The sequence below is a fragment of the Congregibacter sp. genome (assembly GCF_965660375.1).
Taxonomy (GTDB): domain Bacteria; phylum Pseudomonadota; class Gammaproteobacteria; order Pseudomonadales; family Halieaceae; genus Congregibacter.
Genome location: NZ_CBFHZO010000001.1, coordinates 38,542 through 57,280 on the forward strand (window position 1 = coordinate 38,542; position 18,739 = coordinate 57,280).

The following is an 18,739-nucleotide window of genomic DNA, read 5'->3' on the forward strand; positions in this document are numbered from 1 at the left end:
TTCAGCTTGGCTGACGCTCTGGCTTACGACGCCGACTCCCGTACCCCCGTTGATCCTGCTCAGGCGGTGAGTGGAATGCAGATCGGCATCGTGCTCATCGGTATTTCCATCACCCTGCCGCTGATGTATAGCGCCGGCGAGCTTGCCCGGGGTATGGGGCTGCGCGCAGCCATCATTGCCACCTTCCTGGGGGCCCTGTCTTTGAGTCTCATGTCTATTCCCGCAGCGATTGTGGGTGCCAAAACACGGCTCTCGAGCTACATGATCATCGAGCATACTTTTGGCTATGCGGGCGCCAAGTTCATCAATTTCGGCTTTGGCGTGTTCCTCCTTGGCTGGTATGCCGTCACGGCGGAGCTCTTTGGGCGCACTCTGTTCCTGGCTGCGGGGCAACTCACCACCCTGGCGCTGCCAGAATGGATGTACACCGTTCTCTCCAGTCTGATTGTTACCGTCACCACCATTTATGGCTTCAAGGCCATCGACCGACTGGCACTGATCGCAGTGCCGTTTTTACTGCTGGCGCTTGCCGGGGTTGTGATGTTGTCACTGCGACAGGTCGCTTTTGCCGAGCTATTGGACATACCCGGAAGTGGTGCCATTGACCTGCCCACAGGCGTTTCTGCGGTGATCGGAGCAGCCATTGTCGGCGTTGTGCTCACACCGGATTTGACCCGCTATGCGCGCACGACCCGGGACTGTGTGGTGGCCTCTTTTGTGGGGCAGGGCGGTGGCATGGGTATCGCTTATATCGTGGGCATGATTCCCGTGCTCGTCTGGGGTGAGCTTGAGCCCATGACCTACATGACGCTCATGGGTTTTGGAGGGCTGGCTCTGGCGGTGCTGGTGTTTGCTACCTGGACCACCAACGTGATCAATCTCTACTCCACCGCTCTGGCATCGCGGGCGTCCGTCCCTTTGGGAAATTACCGCTCGGTCGTGATCATCATGGGCGTGCTGGGCACTGGCGCCGCCATCGTCGGAATCTCCGATCAGCTCATCGATTTTTTGATTCTCATGGGTCTCCTGGTTCCCCCCATCGCGGGCATCTATTTTGCGGATTTCTACATTTTTGGACGACGGGATTTTTCAGAGCAGCATCTGAGCGAGCGCCCCGCCATCAAGGTCAGCGCGGTGCTTATCGCACTGGGGTCTGGTCTTGTATCCGCGTGGCTGTATTACGCAGGGGCATCGCTTACCACCATCGGTGCCCTTGATGCGCTGTTACTGTCGATGGTGGCCTACTCCACAGTGGAGTTTGTGATTACTGGGCGCAAGCGGAACGGGGAGCAGGCGCACTAGTAGTAGGAGTTAGGTGAGGTGTCCGGATTGATTTCTCCCGCAACTTCATCGGGATCGATGTCCTGCTCGAGAAGGCAGTCGCGCACGAGCTGCACTTGCTCCAGTACCCGCTCATAGCGATCTCCATACTCGTATTTTGTTACTTCAATAGGTTGAGGCATGAAAGTAAAAGCGGTTTTCAGGGCGGTGAGTTCTGTCTCAGTCATGGCAGTCTGTTTTCCTGTCCATTGGCGTAGTTCAAGAAGCGGTAAGCTTCGCACAGAATGGCTTTCATGCAAGGTCGGGGTTTAGCTAGCTATGCGAATTGGTATTGATGTGGGTGGCACCCACACTGACGCTGTCATTCTCGATGGCCACGAAGTGGTTGCTTCCACCAAGTTCCTGACGTCCGCAAATGTGCGCGATGGCGTTCTTGGTGCGCTTGATGTGATCCTGGCTGAGAGTTGTGCCGCCCATGATGCCATCGAGGCGGTGATGATCGGCACCACGCAGTTCACCAATGCGGTCATTGAGCGCCGCGAACTAGCGCCCACTGCCATCATCCGTATCGCATTGCCCTCCGGGAAAATGATTCCCCCCATGACCGACTGGCCCGAAGACATCGCGGATGCCATCGGGCGTCACTGTTACATGATCCATGGGGGGCTTACCTATGATGGCTTTCCCATTGGTGAGCTCGATGAGCTTGAGCTCGATAGCGTCATTGACGACATAGCAGGCAAGGGCATTGAGCTGGTGGCGATATCCGGTGTGTTCTCGCCGTCCAACCCCGAGCAGGAGCTTGCCGTTGCCGAGCGCCTGCGCCAGAAAATACCAAATGTCGGATTGACCTTGTCCCATCAGATCGGGGGTATGGGCCTCCTGGAGCGTGAGAATGCGGCAATTCTCAACACCGGTTTGCGGCCTCTCGCCGCGAACGTGGTGCAGGCTTTCAGGGATGCGTTGGCCGCGCGGGAGATCCGCTGCCCTTTTTATATCAGCCAGAACGACGGCACCCTCATGTCTGCGGAGTTTGCCGCGGAGTTTCCCGCGCTGACTTTTGCTTCGGGCCCCACGAACTCCCTTCGCGGTGCCAGTCTGCTTACCCAACTGCAGGATGCGGTGGTGGTGGATATCGGTGGCACAACGTCGGATATCGGTGTGCTCCAGGGAGGCTTTCCCAGGCAGTCCAACGTGGCGATCAAGGTCGGCGGCGTGCGCACGAACTTCCGTATGCCGGATATTCAGGCCATCGGCCTTGGCGGGGGCAGCCTTGTCAGTGCCGATGGGGGCACCATCGGACCGCAAAGCGTGGGTTACCGCTTGGTGACCGAAGGCTGTGTGTTTGGCGGCGATACATTGACTACAACGGATATTGCCGTCGCTGCCGGAGCAGCGGACATCGGTAGCCCCGAGAAAATTGCGGATCTTTCCGGGAGTGTGATCGAGACTGCGATGAGACGCATGCACGAGATTATCGATGACGGCATTGATCAAATGAAGTCCAGCCGTGATCCTGTGCCGGTTATTCTCGTTGGTGGTGGTGCGGTTCTCGTGTCCCGAAATTTAAACAACGCCTCCCAGCTCCTGCGACCGGAACACGCAGGGGTGGCGAATGCTATCGGTGCAGCCAACGCGCAGGTGGGGCGCGAAATAGAGCGCATTGTGTCCTATCGTGAGCATCCGCGGGATAGCGTGCTTGCGGAGCTCAAGGCCATGCTGACCGAGGAGCTTATCGCTGCAGGCGCGCTGCAAAGCAGTATCAAGATAGCGGATATTGAAGAAACCGCCATCGCTTACATGGCCGATGAGTCAACGCGCCTGCGGGTAAAAATGATCGGTGATCTGGATTTTGCGGGGACTCAGTCATGAGCGTCACCATTACCCATGAAGATATCGAAGCGCTGTGCATGGGCTCGGTGTTTCTCGCCACCGGCGGAGGAGGCGATCCCTACATTGGCCAGCTGCTGGTCACGGAGGCTCTTAAAAAATACGGGCCTGTGACACTGTTCCCCCTGGCCGAGCTTCCGGATGATTCTCTGGTAGTCGCTGTGGGGGAGGTGGGGGCTCCATCCATCAGTCTCGAGCATTTACCTGTTGGTAACGAGTGTCTGGAGGTGGTGGATCGACTGCAGGCGTGGATGGGTAAACCCATCACCCACCTGGTGTCCTTTGAGGTGGGCGGCGCGAATTCGGTGATTCCACTGTTGGCGGCAGCGGCTAAAGGAATACCGCTCATCGACGGTGATGGCATGGCCCGGGCGCTTCCTGAGGCGCAGATGATGACCTTTGCCATCGAAGGCGTGAAACCCAGTCCCGCCGTTGCTGTGGACTACAGCGGTGGCGCAGTGTATTTCGATGTGCGCGATGCAGAACTCTACGAGCGCCAGATACGCAATCTTTCCATGGCCATGGGCGGCATGGTGTTTACCGCTGAGCATCCCATGAACAGCGAGGAAGCGCGGCGGGCCATTATTCCCGGAACCATCAGTTTTGCGCTGGAGCTGGGGCGAACACTCCAACAACATTCTGGCAATGCCGCGCAGATTGAGGAACCGCTGAAAGCGCTGTTCGAGGCCTCGGATTACGGACAGTTCAAGCGCCTTTATACCGGCAAGGTGGTGGACATCAATCGCAAGACGGTGGGGGGCTTTGATGTGGGCGAGGCTATTTTGGAGTCTACGGTGGATGATTCGCCGCCCCTGCGTTTGGCCATCAAGAACGAATTTCTCCTCGCCGAAATCGGTGGTCGCGTGGTCGCCAGCGTGCCGGACCTGATCACCATGGTGGACCATGAAACCGCTGTGCCCATCAATGCGGAGCGAATTCACTACGGTCAGCGGGTGAGTGTCTTTGGTATTGGCTGCCCGGCCCACTACCGAAGCGCAAAGGCCTTGAAGGTCGTAGAGCCTCGGGTATTTGGCTTCGATATCGATTACGTGCCCATCGAAGACCTCTAAACGCTATGCGGTACTAGGGAAGTGCGGTCTCTATAGCTCGCACCAGTTGCTGCTGCGTGGATTCATTTACCTGCGGTGCGCCGCCCTCGGCATCGGGCCAGCTGGAAAGCATCACAATCACTGTGTTTGTTTCGGGCGCCACATGAATGAGCTGGCCGTGCACGCCCCGCGCCTGTATGGAACCGCGGCCATCACCGACACCCCACATAAAGGAGCGGTAGTAAGGCTTAAAACCTGCCGCGGCCTGATAAGGCCAGCTTCTACTGCCGTCCCTTGAGATGATGTCGTCTACCCACGCCGGGGCGAAGAGCTGTTCTTCTCCTACGGTGCCGCGGTGGAGGATAAGCTGCCCGACACGCCCAACGTCCCTAAGCGTGGCGTGCATGCCGCCCGATGCCAGCGTGAAGCCACCGGTATCCACCGTAATACCCGCATCCTGTTCCGCGCCGATGCGCTTCCAGATGCGCTCCGATACAAGGTCGGCAAAGCGTTTACCCGTAGCGGCCTCCAGCACCCAGGCCATCACGTCCGTGGTGCCCGATTTGTAGACAAAACTGCCCTGGCGTCCCGGCATGCGGCCCACCGCGGGTAAGAAAAGGTAATTGCCGATGACCGCTACGCCCTCGCAGTCCGGCCCGGTAAGCAGTCCGTCGGAGCAGTCCTGCCGCCTAACGGTGCTGTCAGCCGCGGCGTAATCCTCATTCCATTCAGAGCCGTCGCGCATGTCCAGAACATCCCTGAGTCTGTCGGGCCCCCAGCCGCTATCAGTGAGCGCCGGCACGTAGTCGGCCACCGTCTTGTCGAGATCAATGAGACCGTCTGCAGCCACGCTGGCCGCGGTGAGACCGGTGATGGTTTTGCTCACGGACCAGAGGAGATGGGTGCGCTCGGGTGTCAAGGTGCCGGCGTAGCGCTCGAGGACGACTCGACCATCCTTGATCACCAACAGGCCGTCAATGTATTGGTCGTCCATAAGGGCGCCGAGTTGTCTGGGCATCCCGTTCCAATCGACGGTCATGTCTCTTGCGGCAGAGTCGAGACCCAGAAGAGGCCGGGGACTGTCGCTACCGTGGCGGATGGGTTTACTCGGTAGCACCTCGCTCATGTGGGTATAGGCCCAGCGGTTGAGGGGGCCGAATTGCCAGGTCGCACCGTTGAGACCTTCGGGGCGCTCATCTTCCACGCTACTGGCGGGAGCGCTCACAGCGAACATGGCTGCGCAGCTGAGGGTAGTCAGGAGAGAGGATGCTGTTCGCGTGCGAGAGCTCATAATTGCTAAACGTCCGGTTGAGTCAGGGGGTTGCCAAACAATTCGTCCAGAGGCGGAGGATTACACAACGAGCGCATGGCATCATCCGGTACGGTCTCTGCTAGCCCCAGGTCGGTGTACAAGGTATCCAGTTCCCGGAGCGTTTCGCAGGCCTCATAAAGTTCGTACACCATACTCGATACCACCACTGCGGCTCCGATATACGGTAAAGATTCCGCGGGAATAGCGGCGATGCCCCGCGCGGCGACACGCTTGGTTCGGGCAGTCAGGCTTCTGCCGAAGCCCTTTACAGAGGCGCTGCGACGCAGCTGGGTGCTCTTCAGGGTGCGTAGTTGCCGTTCACTACCGGCGAGTCTGGACGATAGCGCTGCACTTGCCGTGCGCACTCCCAGGGTTGTGGCCAGTGCCGTGGAGACGGCTGCGTTGAATGCGCTGCTGGTCAGCAGCAGAACATTGCTTGCCAATAAGCTGAGCAGGGTAAGCAGGACGGCGCTGTGCCGAAGTAGTCGCAGCATCGTTTAAAACTCCGCGCATCGTGCCCCGAGGGGCGATGAACGAAGAATACGCGGGTAGGGCCGTTAACTGAATATCAGATGGAAGCGGGGGTTTTTATTTTAGAGACGGTCGGGGATAGAAGCCGCGCATTAAAAAAGCTGTGACGCCCTAGAGCGTCAGATCAAGGTCGATGTTGCCCACGACGTTCATCTGGGAAACCACGGTCTCAAGGTGCGCGGGGTCGATATCACCGAGGATGTTTACAAACACTGCTTCTTCGGAATCCACGGCCATGATCATCAGGCCTTTGATACGATCACCGCCCTCTTTTACAAACACATGGACGCGTTCGCCCGCTTCCTTCACCCGAACAATCTGCTCCCATTGTGCGTTCAAGAGCTTGGCGCTCACCCCATCCATGCGGGACGCAGCGACTGCCGTGTCGCCGGCAGTGTCATAAACCTGCACCCGGATGTAATCGAGGTTTTTGAGCGTTTCCCTGGCCGCGGGATCGTCATGCTGCATGGCTCCTACGAGCTTTAGAATGGAGCCGCCCAGATTGACCGTTACCCGAGCCTCACCGTACTCATTGGACAGCGTAGAGAAATCGACATAACCCGGCAGGTCTGCGCTGGCGGCATCGGCTGAATAAGCTGATGCCGGGGTAAGCAATAAACACAAGATAAGTGCAAAGGTTTTCATTGTGATGACCTCGATGGGGACTCTGGATACACAGAGTGCGCAAAGTCCGGGTCAAGGTCACGGTTTTAGCGACGAGGTGAGGCGCCGGCGGGACAGACCGCAGCAATGCCTCAAAAAGAGCTTCCCTGGGCAGGTCGTTCTGGTCAGCGATGGTACTGCCGATGAGCTTGTGCTGGCGGGCGATGGGAGCGGCCACGACCCAGTGGTCCGCGTTGAGATAACCCAGAAGTCCGCTGCCGGGAATCAACTGATCGTAGAACAACAGCTGACCATCGTTGCGCCCGTCAACCAGGCTCAGACGGTTATAGTTGCCCGCAAGGGCGGTGGATATGCGCGCCGGCGCCGGGCCAGTTTGTGATCAATGACAGGTGTGCCTGTTTGGCGTCTTCAGCCAAAGGTGAGCCGCTGATGGAACCTGCAGCGCTGATCACCGCAACGATACGCTCCCGTATTTCGGGGTAGGTGACCAATGCCTCCAGGCTGTCATTCGCGCCCTTGGAGTAAGCGATAACCGAACTGCCCCACATGGCCTGCGATGGTGTCATGGGTATCCATCCACTCTTCAAAGCAATCCCGGCCCACGCCCGGAACAATGAGCGCTGTCAGATTGGCGGTGCTTTGGCCGAGGGGTACCGGAGCACCCGACCCCGCAGGCTCTGCGCTCACCCGCCTCAGCGCCTCCTCGCAGGGCCTATAATCGGGCAGGGCATCCTGCCGCTCATCGCTGATACCGATCTTGCTCGCCGGCATGAGGACCAGCGGTAAGGTCTCTTCGGTGCTGGTTATGGGGAAAGGGTTGGTGCAGGACGCGATGAGCGTCAGAAATACAACCCAGGTGCTTCGTGCAAGGTTCATGGGTGGGATTTGCGAATCAGGATTCAAATACCGCCTGACCATCCAGATAGGTGGCGACGATGGGGATGTCCTTGATGGCATTGGGATCGGTCTTGAGCGGATCCTGAGCCAGCAAAACAAAGTCTGCGAGCTTGCCGGGTGTTAGAGAGCCCTTCTCGTGTTCCTCAAAAGACGCATAGGCGCCGTTGACGGTGCAGACCTGCATGGCTTCCGCCGCCGAGATGCGCTGGTTCTCACCCCATACGCGACCCTGGGAGTCCTGACGGGTGACCATGCTCTGGATTGCCATCATGGGCTCGTAAGGTCCGGGGGTGAAGTCCGATGCCGGCGCGACCATGATGCCCGCGTCAATAAAGGAGCGATGCGCGAACATGCTGCGCATTTTTTCCCGGCCGTAATCGACCCACTTATTGCCGTGATAGTAAGCGTAGGTATAAAACGGTGTGGGTATGCTCCCGGTCGTTTTGATGCGCTTGAGGAGTTCCCGGTTGACCAGGGAGCAATGCTCGATACGGAAGCGTGGGTTAGCGCCCTCCCAGTTGCTCAGCACCCGCTCATAGGCGTTGAGAACCATGTCGATGGTCACATCGCCGTTGGCGTGAATACCGATGCGAAAATCATTGGCGACTGCCTCGTCTACCGCGACATCAATCTGCTCCTGGGACATGGTGAGGATGCCGTAGTCGTCTGTTCCCTGAAACGGCGTGCTCATGCGCATGGTGCGCTCCGAGGCGCTGCCGTCTGCGGCGTATTTCACAGCGCCAACCCTGAGCATGGGGTTGCCAAAACCCGAGCGCATACCCGTTGCCTTCATAGCCTCATAAACTGGTGTATTGCCTCGGGGCATAAAGGCAACGCGGGTGTACAGCTCCCCGGCATCCAACGCGTCCATATAGGAAATCCAGCCCTCCAGGTTGCCCGCGGCATCGGTGGTACTGGTAAGACCTGATGCCGCCATGCGTCGGGTCATAAGGCTTGCACCCTTGCGATTGGTCTCGCGGTCCACCTCCGGCCACTCGCCCACATCGTCAAAGACATCCATGGCGAGCTCAGCGACTTTACCGGTGAGCTGGCCATCTTCCCTGAAAAAACGTCCTCCCTCGGGGTCCGGCGTATCGTTGCCGATTCCTGCCATGGCAAAGGCTGTGGAGTTCACCACGCCGGTATGCCCGCCGCGGTGGCGAACCATGACCGGCTGCGAGGGTACGACCGCATCGATGTCCTGAAGCGTAAGAGGGCGACCCTCGTCGAATTTGGTGTCGTCGTACATATGGGCAAGTACCCACTGCCCCGGCGGTGTTCGCTGTGCCTGCTCTTTGAGGAGCGCCTGCACCTTTGAGATCTGTCGCACGTTGACATCAACACTGATGGCCTCATTGGCCAGCAGTGGATGGGAGTGGGCGTCGATAAATCCCGGTGTCACGGTTAAGCCTCGGGCATCGATACGCTGCGTCCCGGGGCCGGCTAAAGCTTCTACATCGGCGATGGATCCCACGGCGAGAATGCGGTTGCCGCGCACGGCCATGGCCTCCGCGTTGGAGGTGGTGACATCCATGGTATGAAACGTGCCGCCGGTAACAATGAGGTCCGCTTTTCCCATTGCCCGCTGACCCCAGCTCGGCCCGCTTACCGCAGCGGCGGTTGATGCCGTTGCCATCGCTTTGAGCAGGTGCCGACGTTTGTTATCGATCGCTGCGTTGCCCATGGTGCATTACCTTGTAGCCGAGTAGGTTAATTTCAGAGTACGTCCAAGGTCTGATCCTGACAACATGCAGCCATGGCGTTTTTATTGCGCAATCGGGGGCTAGTCTAAGCCCGTGGGTGGCGTTGATCGTCCTTTACGAGTAGGGTCCGAAGAACCCCTGATCCGGCTGATTTCCCTGATTCCTTGCCGATGCAAGACATTCATCAGGGCCGATGGTCGTTCTTCTCATAACCACGATCGAGGCAAAACATGAAGCTAGCAATACTCTCCTGTGCGCCCAATGCTTACAGCACGCGGCGTTTAAAAGAAGCCGCCGAACAGCGTGGTCACGACGCTAAGGTGCTGAATACTCTCAAATTTGCCATTGACCTGGAGGAGGGTTCTCCCGAGCTTTACTATCGCCAGAAACGCCTCAGCAGCTATGACGCGGTGCTGCCAAGAATAGGCGCTTCCATCACCTATTACGGCACGGCGGTGGTGCGTCAGTTTCAGGAAATGGATGTGTTCTGCGCGAATACGGCCCATGGCATCGCCAATTCCCGGGACAAACTGCGCAGTCTGCAGATTCTCAGTCGCCATCACATCGGACTGCCCCGGACGACCTTTGTGCGCGATCGCAAGGATGTACTTCCGGCTATCGAGCGGGTGGGTGGGGCACCCATCGTTATCAAACTGATTGAGGGAACCCAGGGCATTGGTGTGCTCTTGGCGGAGTCTGTAAAGCAGGCCGAATCCATCATTGAGCTTCTCCAGAGTCAGAAACAGAACGTGTTGATTCAAAAGTTCGTTGCCGAGAGCAAGGGCAAGGATATTCGTGCTTTTGTGGTGGGCGATCAGGTCGTTGCCGCCATGCGCCGGGTGGCCCAGGGCCAGGAGTTTCGCAGCAACGTTCACCGCGGCGGGGTCGCTGAGCCGGTAGAGCTGGATGAGCGCTATCGCGAGACGGCGGTGCGTTGTGCGCAGATTCTGGGTCTGCGGGTAGCCGGTGTGGATATGCTGGAAGGTAAAGACGGACCCCAGGTGATGGAGGTAAATTCATCCCCGGGCCTGGAGGGTATCGAAACGGCAACGGAGCTGGATATCGCGGGCGCAGTAGTGGATTATCTGGCGGCGCAGGTGGATTTCCCGGAAATCGACATCCGGCAGCGACTGACCGTGAGCAAGGGTTATGGCGTTACTGAGCTGTATATCCCCGAGGGCTCAAAGTTCGTGGGGCAAACCATTCTCCAATCCACGGTGGAAGAAAAAGACCTCAATGTGCTGACGCTTTACCGCGGTGGCAAGGTGCTCCCCAATCCCCGTCGGGACAGGGTGCTGGAGCCCGGTGACAAATTACTCTGCTACGGCAAGCTCGAGGCCATGCGGGATATGATTCCCGCGCGGACCCAGAAGAAGCGGCGACCCGAGGTGCTGGAGCTGGATACTGAAATTACCTCGGTGAGTCCGGAATAGAGAGATAGCTTTGCTGCGGCGATTCCACCGCGGGCATTATTGGGGCACAGAACATTGGCAGCGGCACGTAAGGGTTCGGAACTGGTTATTGGCGGGATAAGCATTGCAGCGGGAGAGAGCGAGCTTATTGATCTGCGCGTGGCGCCGATGTACACCCATGATGATTTATCCATCAATGTGCAGGTGCTCCGCGGCAAGCGCCCCGGGCCGACACTGTTTATCAGCGCCGCGATTCACGGCGATGAAATCAACGGGGTAGAAATCATCCGTCGCCTGCTGCAGCACAAGGCGCTCAAGAACCTGCGCGGCAGCCTGCTGGCCATACCCATCGTGAATGTTTATGGCTTTTTGAATCACACGCGCTATCTACCCGATGGTCGCGACCTCAACCGCTCTTTCCCCGGCTCCTCCAAAGGCTCTCTCACGGGCCGCGTGGCCCATACCTTCGTCAAGGAGGTGGTGAAAAAGTGCACCCACGGCATCGATTTACACACCGGTGCCCGCCATCGCAGTAATTTTCCGCAGATTCGCGCAGACCTGGATGACGAACAGGCGGCGGAGATGACGCGCGCCTTTGGCGTTCCCCTGGCCATCGATGCAAAAATTCGCGATGGCTCCCTGCGCAACTGCGCGGGAGACCTGGGAATCCCGGTGATTCTTTACGAGGCGGGAGAGGCGCTGCGGTTTGAAGAGGTCTATATTCGTGCCGGGGTACGGGGAATCATTAACGTGATGCGCAACATCGGCATGCTTCCCCCGTCCCGAAGCAGGAAAGCGCACCCGGAACCGATTATCAGTAACGAGACTACCTGGGTTCGTGCAGGGGAGAGCGGGGTACTGCGAACTTTTACGGCCCTGGGGGATAAGGTAAGCGAAGGCCAGACTCTGGCGATAGTTGCCGACCCCCTGGGCGCCTCTGAGACGCCAATATTGGCGCCATCCAGTGGCGTGGTGATCGGGCGTACCAATCTGCCCCTGGTGTACGAGGGAGATGCCACTTTTCACATAGCCAACTATGGACGGCGCGCGAGCGCGGTGGAGAGACACGTGGAGCAGTTTCAGGAAGAGCACGCGCCGGACGAGCAGTCGTCAATGGGCGAGGGAGATGATGCGCCGATAGTCTGATCCGCTACCGGGCTGGTACAAAAAGCGAGAAGGGGTCTTCAAGAGAGGAGGACTCTGCTAAAGCAGAGAATAAAAAACGAGGGGAAAAATGGCGCGCCCGGAGAGATTCGAACTCCCGACCAACTGGTTCGAAGCCAGTTACTCTATCCAGCTGAGCTACGGGCGCAAATAACACGGCGCTATACGCGCCAAACACTAGTGTATCGCTAATCGAGGCTGAAATTCTTGTATTTTTGCCCCGATCTGCAAAAAAAGAGACGCGGTTTAGGCTGCGGCCTCTTGCTCTACCTCAGAGTCTTCTGCCGCTGCGCCCTTATCTTCAAGGGCTTCAAGCTTCTCTTCCAGGGCTTTAAGCTGTGCCTTGAGCTCCGCATTCTCGTTTTTTGTCTGCTTGTAGGACTTCTGCAGCAGATCATTGGCGGAGGTTTTCTCGGCGAGCTTCTTCTTGCTGGCATCGAGATTCTTCTTCATCTTTGCGGGATCAAACTGCTTTAATGTCGCCATTTCCTCACGCACTTCAGACAGGTCTGATTGGAGCGTTTTGGCCCGTGTTTTTTGCTTGGCGACGTCTTCCAGCAGGTTTTCGCAGCGCTGGTGGAGCTCGCGATTGCGCTGCTCAACCTTTTTGTTCTTTGACGCGTCTACCGACAACGCCGAGATCTGCTCCAGCTGCTTGGCGATAACGGCTTTCTGATCTTCCGTCGATTTTTCGAGTTTGCTGATTTCTTCCGCCTTGGCATCAAGTTGTACCTGATACTCGGCGCGGAGCTTTTCTTCCAGCTCCATGATTTTTTCCAGATTTCTTGCAGTAAGCATTCAGTATGTCCGTTGATATCCGTGTTGTTGAGCGCAGATCGTGGCGGCCTTCAAAAGCCAGATGCTTTTCGTCGCAACTTCTTTGAAGCTACGGAGGGCACTTGTCTGGGCGACGATCGCTTGCGGCTCGCAACGGACCGTCAAAATAAGACGCTGGGTTGTGAGCCAGGGGAACCAAAAATCAATGCGTTTAGCTCGCGTCCATTTTTAGCGCGGCAAAGGGTATCTGCAGAGCGCCTCAAGTGCAAGAAACCACGGAAAAAAAGTAGGGGGAATATCCCATGCCCAGCCGGTGCTCGGCACCGTGCGTGTTCCGTGTAAACTGCGCTTATGTTCACAAGTTCTCTGACCATTGCCGCGGTATTGGCGGCCCTTATCGCCCTGTCCGAATGGCTGGCGACACGAACCTGGCTCCGCCACTTCGGTGCAGCGTTGCTGGTGATCGTGCTCACGGCCATCGTTGCGAACCTCGGCATCATTCCCACCTACGGCCCGGAAACGCCGCTCTACGGCGCTATTTTCACCTACGTCGCGCCTCTGGGGATTTTTTGGCTGCTCCTGCTGGTCGATTTGCGGAGTCTGGGGCAGGTGGGGGGGCCGACGCTGTTGCTCTTCCTGTTCGGGGCTTTCGGCACCGCTTTGGGAGCAGCCGCGGGGCACTGGATAGTCGGTGGGGCAGAGGCGCTGGGTGATCAGCATGCGGCCCTGGCAGGTATGTTTACCGGCACTTACGTGGGCGGGAGCGTGAATTACAACGCCGTGGCTCTGGAATATGGCGTTATGGAGGATGCTGCCCTGTACGCCGGAGCCGCAGCGGTAGATAACGCCATGACCACGGTGTGGATGATTGTTTGTGTGACGCTGCCTCGCTTGCTGGTGGGGTTCTGGCCCAAGGTAAAAGACCAGCAAGAGCGCGTGGCCCGGGGTCCCATTGAGGATGATGGCGAGGTCACACGTATTTTTGATCTTGCGGTGGTGATGGCCCTGGGCATCGCCGCCGTGAGTTTATCCGACCTGCTGGCAGACATTCTTAAGGAGTCCGCGGGAGTCGACATACCTTCGGTACTGGTGCTCTCGACCCTCGCGCTGGTTCTGGCGCAATTACCGGCGGTTCAGCGCATAAAAGGTGCCCGTTTGCTGGGTCTTCTTGCCGTCTATTTGTTTCTAGCGGTCATCGGTTCCCTTTGCGATGCTGAAGCGCTCATGCGCATGGGTGAGCTGGCGCCGGTGCTGGGCGTGTTTGTGGTGGTGTTGGTGTCGGTGCACGGTACCGTTGTGTTTGGCGCAGCCCGCCTGCTCAACGCTGACCTGGAAACCGCGTCTGTCGCATCCCAGGCAAACATCGGTGGTGGTACCTCGGCGCTGGCGTTGGCCCGGAGTCTCGGGCGCAGCGATCTTGAGCTCCCGGCTATTCTTGTGGGCTCTGCCGGTCTCGCCCTGGGTAACTATCTCGGCTTTACCATGGTTGGGTTGCTGGGCGGTTAGTACGCGAAGCGCTGGATCAAATCGCGTAGAGCGCGATCAGCAGCACAAAGCCGTAGCGCAGTCCCTTGCCGATGGCGACCAGCACCAGGAACGTGGGTAATCGCACGTTCATGACCCCCGCGATGAGCGTTAAAGCGTCACCACCGATAGGCAGCCAGGCAAACAGTAGCGACCAGACCCCCCGATGTTGGAACCAACGCTGCGCCCGCTCTATCTGGCCCTCACTGAAATAGAACCAGCGCTTGCTCTGAAATCTGAGCAACTGCTTGCCAATACCCCAGTTCACCACTGCCCCCAGGGTGTTCCCCAGCGTTGCCGTCAACAGCAACATCACCGGGTCCGCGCCCTGTTGAAGACCCAGGACAAGTACGATCTCTGAATAGAAAGGCAGGATCGTCGCCGCCAGAAAAGACGATCCGAAAAGTAGCAGGTAGTTTTCCAAGAGACTCCTTTGGAGTGGTTTTTTTGCCCTGGGGCTGTGAAGCGGGTCGCCAAAGTTTTGTCGACAATACGCTATGCTTGAGTAAAAGTATGAAGATGATGGAGTTGCTATCCACGGCTAGGTACTTGGTTGCAGAAACGCGGTCGCATCAGGAGTTGTAGATGTCAGCGTCACCCGTGGCAGATAACAACCCCTTCGAGGCACGCTTTTTCGGTACAGTGCTCCTCATAAATTCATCACTGAGAATAATACTATGCCATCTATCACCCTCATCGAGCACAATGGCGAAAGCCACACCATTGAAGCCAAAATCGGTAAATCTCTGATGCTCAACGCCATTGATAACGGCGTGCCGGGTATAGACGCCGACTGCGGAGGCGCCTGTGCCTGCGGCACCTGCCATTGTTTTGTGGAAGAACCCTGGGCAGCTGTGACTGGCGGTGTCGAGATGTTAGAAGAGTCTATGCTCGGTATGCGGCCGGACCGTGCTGACAACTCGCGTCTTAGCTGCCAGATCGAAGTGTCCGAGGATATGGACGGCCTGGTAGTGAGGCTCCCCGAGTATCAAATGTAGGCGAGAATGCGAGTAGTGCGTATAGCCTGGTACCTGCATCACTCTGACCATTGGCTCTGGACGACATGGTGGTCCTAGGATGCTGTCATTGCCAAAGCGACATCGCATTCGTTGGTTGCTGCGGTCCATTCCTTGATGGCACGGCGATTCCCGATACGCCGGAAAAATTGATGCGCTCGCGCTACAGTGCTTTCGTGGTCTGTGACGAGGCATACCTTCTTGCGACTTGGCATCCCAAAACACGCCCCAGCCGAGTGCGTCTTAATGAGGCGCAGCGATGGTTAGGATTACAGATTCGAGAAACCACTGGCGGTGGTCCACGGGACGTCGCAGGAACCGTCGAGTTTGTCGCGCGTTCCAAAACCCATGGTAAGGGCCAGCGGATCCACGAGATCAGTCAGTTCGAAAAAATCGACGGACGCTGGTATTACCTCAAGGGCAAGCACCTCTGAACAGGCCTGAGTCAGTCAAGCGCCAGCAACCGAGCCAGGGACCGATCGATTAAAGCTCCGGTGTCGAGGCTGGCGTCGTTACACATCATCGCCAGGGCGGCGTGCTTACCCGGCAATCTTGCATAGTAGGTGCTCGTGCCCAGCCAGCCGCCGGAGTGTTCAAAGATCATGGTGTCACCCGCGCCCCGAATATTCTGGCCGTTGGCGTAGAGCCGTCCATCAGATCGGTGCTGGCTGTTCGCTGTATTCATAAGCGCCATGAGTGTTGCAGGCTCTCTTCCCAGCTTTGGCGCATAAAAATGGCTGTCCCAGATGAGCATGTCATCCAGATTGGTGTGCAACCCGCCGTCACCCACCCAGAACAGGTTGGTCATGTCGTTGACGTAAATCCCCTCATCGTTCTTTTTATAGCCATCAGCGCGCTGGGGAACAATCTCTACCGGATCATCACTGAAAAAGCTGTTGTGCATGCCCAAAGGAGAAAAAATACGCCGTTCGGCGTAGTCCCGCAGACTTTCTCCAGAGACATCCTCCACCAGCATAGCCAGGATGACGTAGGCGATGTTGCTGTACAGGAAACTCTGATTCGGGGCCTGGGCGAGGGGCAACTGCTCAACAACCGCGTAAAACTCTTCGATGGTCAGATAGTCTTCATTACCCAGGCGAAACTCACCGCCGGCGGCCGACTTGAGGTCGATGGCGTTGCTGGCCTTCGGGCCTTCGTAGGAGCCGGCAATCAAGTCGTAGTCGCCCATACCCGATACATGACCCAGCATGGCGTTAATGGTGACGCGCGCGCCGTAGGGCTTTAGCTGCGGCAGATAGTCCCGTATGTCGGCATCGAGATCGATTTTGCCTTCGTCGGCGAGGAGCAACACGGCCATGGCCGTGAACTGTTTGGAAACGGAGGCCATGCGATGTACGTGACTGCCATCCAGGGGCACGTCCAGTTCCATGTTTGCGAGGCCATAGCCCGTTTTGTGGAGCCATTTCCCGTCCCTCGCCACCCCCACGCTGCAGCCCGGGCCATCATCGGGAATAGCGGAGAAAATCACGTCCATATCCTGGGAGATCTCTCCCCGCGCAAAGTGCGAGGACATCAGTGCCATGAGGAAGAGACTTTTCAAAAAGGTATTCATGGACTTGGCCATAGTGGGGTTCCTCTTTAGGAAGGGCGAATCAGCTTTGCCAGATGCGAGATAACTTTGGGCTGGGGCATGCCCTGGGTGTGCTTTGCCAGGTCTTCGGATCCGGGCCGTGCTGTGATTATCCGGGCCGCATCCCGTGAGTAATAGAAGCACGCATCGCTATGGAGGTCATCAAAGCGCTTCTTCAGCGGATCCAGCAAGCGGTCCGGTCCTCCCCAGGCATACCAGGCCCAGGGATAGTGTCGTCCCTCTTCGGGGCAGGGAGGTGCGCGGCGGGTGTGGGTGAGAGATCGCTTGGCCTGATTTAAATCGCGATCGCAAAGATAGAACAGGTTAAGGACCTGTAAGTAGCTGCCTGGGGGAACCGGTTCTCCCGCCGCTGCATAGGATTTACGCAACACGGAAAGCACCGTAGGCAGAAACTTGTCGCCGGAAAGGACAATAGGCGTGAGCTGGGCTGTGCGTTTACCGGGAGTGGCTGATCCGGGGTTCTTGCCTATGATACAGCCGAGGACCCGGTCCTCCTGGTCTGGATTGCAAGTCGGCTCGAGGTAGATGCGGGTGTCGAAACGGAAACGGTTTCCGCTCAGGGTTTTAAAGCGGGCCCAGTAGTGACTCAATTGTCCTGGGGCTTTTCTTTTGCCTGAGACTCTGGGAGTTCCTGGTACTTTTCACGACACTCCCGGTGTACTTCCTTGATGCACGCCGACTTGTTTGCGCGGCGATTGCAGCGCTGCTCTTCTACCAGCACCTGGTACTCGCAATTTTCTATCGCTGCGTTCTTTTCTTCAGTTTCGATCTCGCCGCCGTAGTAGCTATAGGGTTCGGTTTGCGCGATAGCAGAGGGGGCCGCAGTTGCAGCGGCCAGAGCGCAAAAGATTAACTTGGCTGAAGAACTTAAAGAATGGTAACGCCCCAGGGGGGCGCCACCCTTTTTTACTGCAGGACCTTTCAACGTCCGCTCAGCGCGATCATATCCATTCCTTTGGCTTTGATCTGCTCGTTAAGCGAGGGCACGCCTTGATCCCAGACTTCCTGCAGCGTCGCCAGCTGCGCCTCAATGGTCTCGGTGATCTCAGCCTTGAAGGCCACTGCCTGACTGGTGGGTGCGGCATCACCGGTCGCGACCATCCGCATGAGACTGACCAGCTTATTGTTCAGTCGAATGGGGAAGTTAAGGGGGTCCTGACGGCTTTGGTTCTTCGTCTGGTACAAGGCCTCCTCAACGCCGGTGATGGTTTCTCCCATAGCCAGAATCTCACCAAGGAGCGCCGAGGGCTCCTCTACGCTGTCGCCTTCGTCGATGAGGCGCGCCTCCAAAGCATCCAATTGTGACCGGAAGCTACGGATATCCGCAATTTCCTCATGCATCCGTGACAGCAGATCCCGGGCTTCCAGCACAAAATCAAACTGCGCGGCAAAGTCCTCGGGCGTTGCGGTGGAGCGGGGGTCCGGAATCACTTCAAAGGCAACGCTTTGGCTCTCACCGTCGACGATGAGCTCCGCGCGGTACTGACCGGGAACAGCGCGGGGTCCCGTCTTCATGTCCGACCAGAGAATCAGTCCGTCAAAGCGCTTCATGCCGGGGTAATCGAGATCCCAGACATAGCGATTGAGTCCCGCGTCGGTGCTCAATACCCGAGTGTCCGGCTCGTCGCCATTGGCGCTGTCATCGTCGGGGCCAGGCTCCCGGGACCAGGTCCAGATCGCGCTGTTATCACCTTCCTTGAAGACGGAAAGCTCGACTTTTGCATCAGCATCCAGGTCCTCCGGGAGGGTGTAGTAAAGCGCGACGCCTTCCTCGGGATTGGTGCCGGCGGGGCCTTTTGAGCGATCCCAGCCCTTCGACAAAATACGGTAGGAGGGGCGCGGGGTGTACAGATGTACCGTCCCGGCGTGATCCTCATCGAGCTGTCGCAAGGTGCTCAGGTCATCCATGATCCAGAACCCACGGCCCTGGGTCGCGGCAATGAGATC

General features: G+C 57.8%; 20 protein-coding genes, 1 tRNA gene and 2 pseudogenes. 10 read left to right on the forward strand and 13 right to left on the reverse strand.

The annotated features are described in order from the left end of the window. The first annotated feature begins 6 nt into the window (after positions 1–6). On the forward strand, positions 7–1,302 hold the full coding sequence (locus ACTG3T_RS00190; protein WP_439100245.1) for a purine-cytosine permease family protein: 1,296 nt from the start codon (positions 7–9) through the stop codon (positions 1,300–1,302). Here ACTG3T_RS00190 and ACTG3T_RS00195 read toward each other — a convergent pair. After that, positions 1,299–1,508 carry a penicillin-binding protein gene (locus tag ACTG3T_RS00195; RefSeq protein WP_439100246.1) on the reverse strand — a complete coding sequence of 70 codons (210 nt, stop codon included), beginning with the start codon at positions 1,506–1,508 and terminating at the stop codon, positions 1,299–1,301. The genes ACTG3T_RS00190 and ACTG3T_RS00195 overlap by 4 nt on opposite strands. A 91-nt stretch (positions 1,509–1,599) precedes the next feature. On the opposite strand from ACTG3T_RS00195, the gene ACTG3T_RS00200 reads away from it, so the two are divergent. Both ACTG3T_RS00200 and ACTG3T_RS00205 read left to right on the forward strand, forming a co-directional pair. Further along, positions 1,600–3,153, forward strand: coding sequence for a hydantoinase/oxoprolinase N-terminal domain-containing protein (locus ACTG3T_RS00200; RefSeq protein WP_439100247.1), 1,554 nt, complete (start codon positions 1,600–1,602; stop codon positions 3,151–3,153). Further along, entirely contained in the window at positions 3,150–4,241 is a 1,092-nt protein-coding gene (locus tag ACTG3T_RS00205; protein WP_439100248.1) for a DUF917 domain-containing protein, read from the forward strand. Before ACTG3T_RS00200 ends, ACTG3T_RS00205 begins: the two co-directional genes overlap by 4 nt. A 13-nt stretch (positions 4,242–4,254) precedes the next feature. Here the strand turns inward: ACTG3T_RS00205 and ACTG3T_RS00210 are convergent, their stop codons facing one another. From ACTG3T_RS00210 to ACTG3T_RS00220, 3 genes are all read right to left on the reverse strand, one after another. Beyond that, positions 4,255–5,511 (reverse strand): serine hydrolase domain-containing protein, encoded by a 1,257-nt coding sequence (locus ACTG3T_RS00210; RefSeq protein ID WP_439100249.1) that lies wholly within the window; start codon positions 5,509–5,511, stop codon positions 4,255–4,257. 5 nt (positions 5,512–5,516) lie between these two features. Beyond that, a complete protein-coding gene (locus tag ACTG3T_RS00215) occupies positions 5,517–6,026 on the reverse strand; it encodes a hypothetical protein (protein WP_439100250.1) in 510 nt (169 codons plus the stop codon). Positions 6,027–6,174: 148 nt separating this feature from the next. Beyond that, complete coding sequence (locus tag ACTG3T_RS00220; protein ID WP_439100251.1) at positions 6,175–6,708, reverse strand: DUF4252 domain-containing protein; 534 nt, start codon at positions 6,706–6,708, stop codon at positions 6,175–6,177. Position 6,709: 1 nt separating this feature from the next. Between ACTG3T_RS00220 and ACTG3T_RS00225 the strand changes: the two genes are divergently transcribed. After that, a complete protein-coding gene (locus ACTG3T_RS00225) occupies positions 6,710–7,066 on the forward strand; it encodes a hypothetical protein (RefSeq protein WP_439100252.1) in 357 nt (118 codons plus the stop codon). A 125-nt stretch (positions 7,067–7,191) separates the two neighbouring features. Here the strand turns inward: ACTG3T_RS00225 and ACTG3T_RS00230 are convergent, their stop codons facing one another. Together ACTG3T_RS00230 and ACTG3T_RS00235 are read right to left on the reverse strand one after the other, a co-directional pair. Beyond that, complete coding sequence (locus tag ACTG3T_RS00230; RefSeq protein ID WP_439100253.1) at positions 7,192–7,563, reverse strand: hypothetical protein; 372 nt, start codon at positions 7,561–7,563, stop codon at positions 7,192–7,194. Positions 7,564–7,579: 16 nt separating this feature from the next. Beyond that, on the reverse strand, positions 7,580–9,268 hold the full coding sequence (locus tag ACTG3T_RS00235; protein WP_439100254.1) for an amidohydrolase: 1,689 nt from the start codon (positions 9,266–9,268) through the stop codon (positions 7,580–7,582). Between the two features lie 249 nt (positions 9,269–9,517). Between ACTG3T_RS00235 and ACTG3T_RS00240 the strand changes: the two are divergent. The 3 genes and pseudogenes from ACTG3T_RS00240 to ACTG3T_RS00250 form a co-directional block, all read left to right on the forward strand. Further along, positions 9,518–10,441, forward strand: a pseudogene (locus tag ACTG3T_RS00240) (ATP-grasp domain-containing protein); the annotation flags it as partial. Then, on the forward strand, positions 10,424–10,720 hold the full coding sequence (locus tag ACTG3T_RS00245; RefSeq protein ID WP_439100264.1) for a cation:proton antiporter regulatory subunit: 297 nt from the start codon (positions 10,424–10,426) through the stop codon (positions 10,718–10,720). The pseudogene ACTG3T_RS00240 and the gene ACTG3T_RS00245, both read left to right, overlap by 18 nt. A gap of 54 nt (positions 10,721–10,774) precedes the next feature. Continuing rightward, positions 10,775–11,845, forward strand: a complete 1,071-nt coding sequence (locus tag ACTG3T_RS00250; protein WP_439100255.1) for a succinylglutamate desuccinylase/aspartoacylase family protein — start codon at positions 10,775–10,777, stop codon at positions 11,843–11,845. An 89-nt stretch (positions 11,846–11,934) separates the two neighbouring features. On the opposite strand, the gene ACTG3T_RS00255 is transcribed toward ACTG3T_RS00250, so the two are convergent. Both ACTG3T_RS00255 and ACTG3T_RS00260 read right to left on the reverse strand, forming a co-directional pair. After that, positions 11,935–12,011: transfer RNA gene (locus tag ACTG3T_RS00255), tRNA-Arg, on the reverse strand. Between the two features lie 98 nt (positions 12,012–12,109). Continuing rightward, positions 12,110–12,661: a hypothetical protein gene (locus ACTG3T_RS00260; RefSeq protein WP_439100256.1), complete on the reverse strand. Its 552-nt coding sequence runs from the start codon at positions 12,659–12,661 to the stop codon at positions 12,110–12,112. Positions 12,662–12,991: 330 nt separating this feature from the next. Between ACTG3T_RS00260 and ACTG3T_RS00265 the strand changes: the two genes are divergently transcribed. Beyond that, on the forward strand, positions 12,992–14,146 hold the full coding sequence (locus ACTG3T_RS00265) for a DUF819 family protein (protein WP_439100257.1): 1,155 nt from the start codon (positions 12,992–12,994) through the stop codon (positions 14,144–14,146). Positions 14,147–14,162: 16 nt separating this feature from the next. Here ACTG3T_RS00265 and ACTG3T_RS00270 read toward each other — a convergent pair whose 3' ends face one another. Next, complete coding sequence (locus tag ACTG3T_RS00270) at positions 14,163–14,588, reverse strand: YqaA family protein (RefSeq protein ID WP_439100258.1); 426 nt, start codon at positions 14,586–14,588, stop codon at positions 14,163–14,165. A gap of 253 nt (positions 14,589–14,841) precedes the next feature. Here ACTG3T_RS00270 and ACTG3T_RS00275 point away from each other — a divergent pair, with 253 nt between their 5' ends. Together ACTG3T_RS00275 and ACTG3T_RS00280 are read left to right on the forward strand one after the other, a co-directional pair. Then, entirely contained in the window at positions 14,842–15,162 is a 321-nt protein-coding gene (locus ACTG3T_RS00275) for a 2Fe-2S iron-sulfur cluster-binding protein (protein WP_439100259.1), read from the forward strand. A gap of 65 nt (positions 15,163–15,227) precedes the next feature. After that, a complete protein-coding gene (locus tag ACTG3T_RS00280) occupies positions 15,228–15,614 on the forward strand; it encodes a YchJ family protein (RefSeq protein WP_439100260.1) in 387 nt (128 codons plus the stop codon). An 11-nt stretch (positions 15,615–15,625) separates the two neighbouring features. Here ACTG3T_RS00280 and ACTG3T_RS00285 read toward each other — a convergent pair whose 3' ends face one another. From ACTG3T_RS00285 to ACTG3T_RS00300, 4 genes and pseudogenes are all read right to left on the reverse strand, one after another. Further along, the gene (locus ACTG3T_RS00285) at positions 15,626–16,765 is read right to left on the reverse strand and encodes a serine hydrolase domain-containing protein (RefSeq protein WP_439100261.1); all 1,140 of its coding nucleotides are present in this window, start codon (positions 16,763–16,765) and stop codon (positions 15,626–15,628) included. Between the two features lie 14 nt (positions 16,766–16,779). After that, positions 16,780–17,382: a hypothetical protein gene (locus tag ACTG3T_RS00290; protein WP_439100262.1), complete on the reverse strand. Its 603-nt coding sequence runs from the start codon at positions 17,380–17,382 to the stop codon at positions 16,780–16,782. Then, complete coding sequence (locus ACTG3T_RS00295; protein ID WP_439100263.1) at positions 17,379–17,717, reverse strand: hypothetical protein; 339 nt, start codon at positions 17,715–17,717, stop codon at positions 17,379–17,381. The genes ACTG3T_RS00290 and ACTG3T_RS00295 overlap by 4 nt, the downstream gene beginning before the upstream one ends. Further along, positions 17,714–18,739, reverse strand: a pseudogene (locus ACTG3T_RS00300) (glycosyl hydrolase); the annotation flags it as partial. The gene ACTG3T_RS00295 and the pseudogene ACTG3T_RS00300, both read right to left, overlap by 4 nt.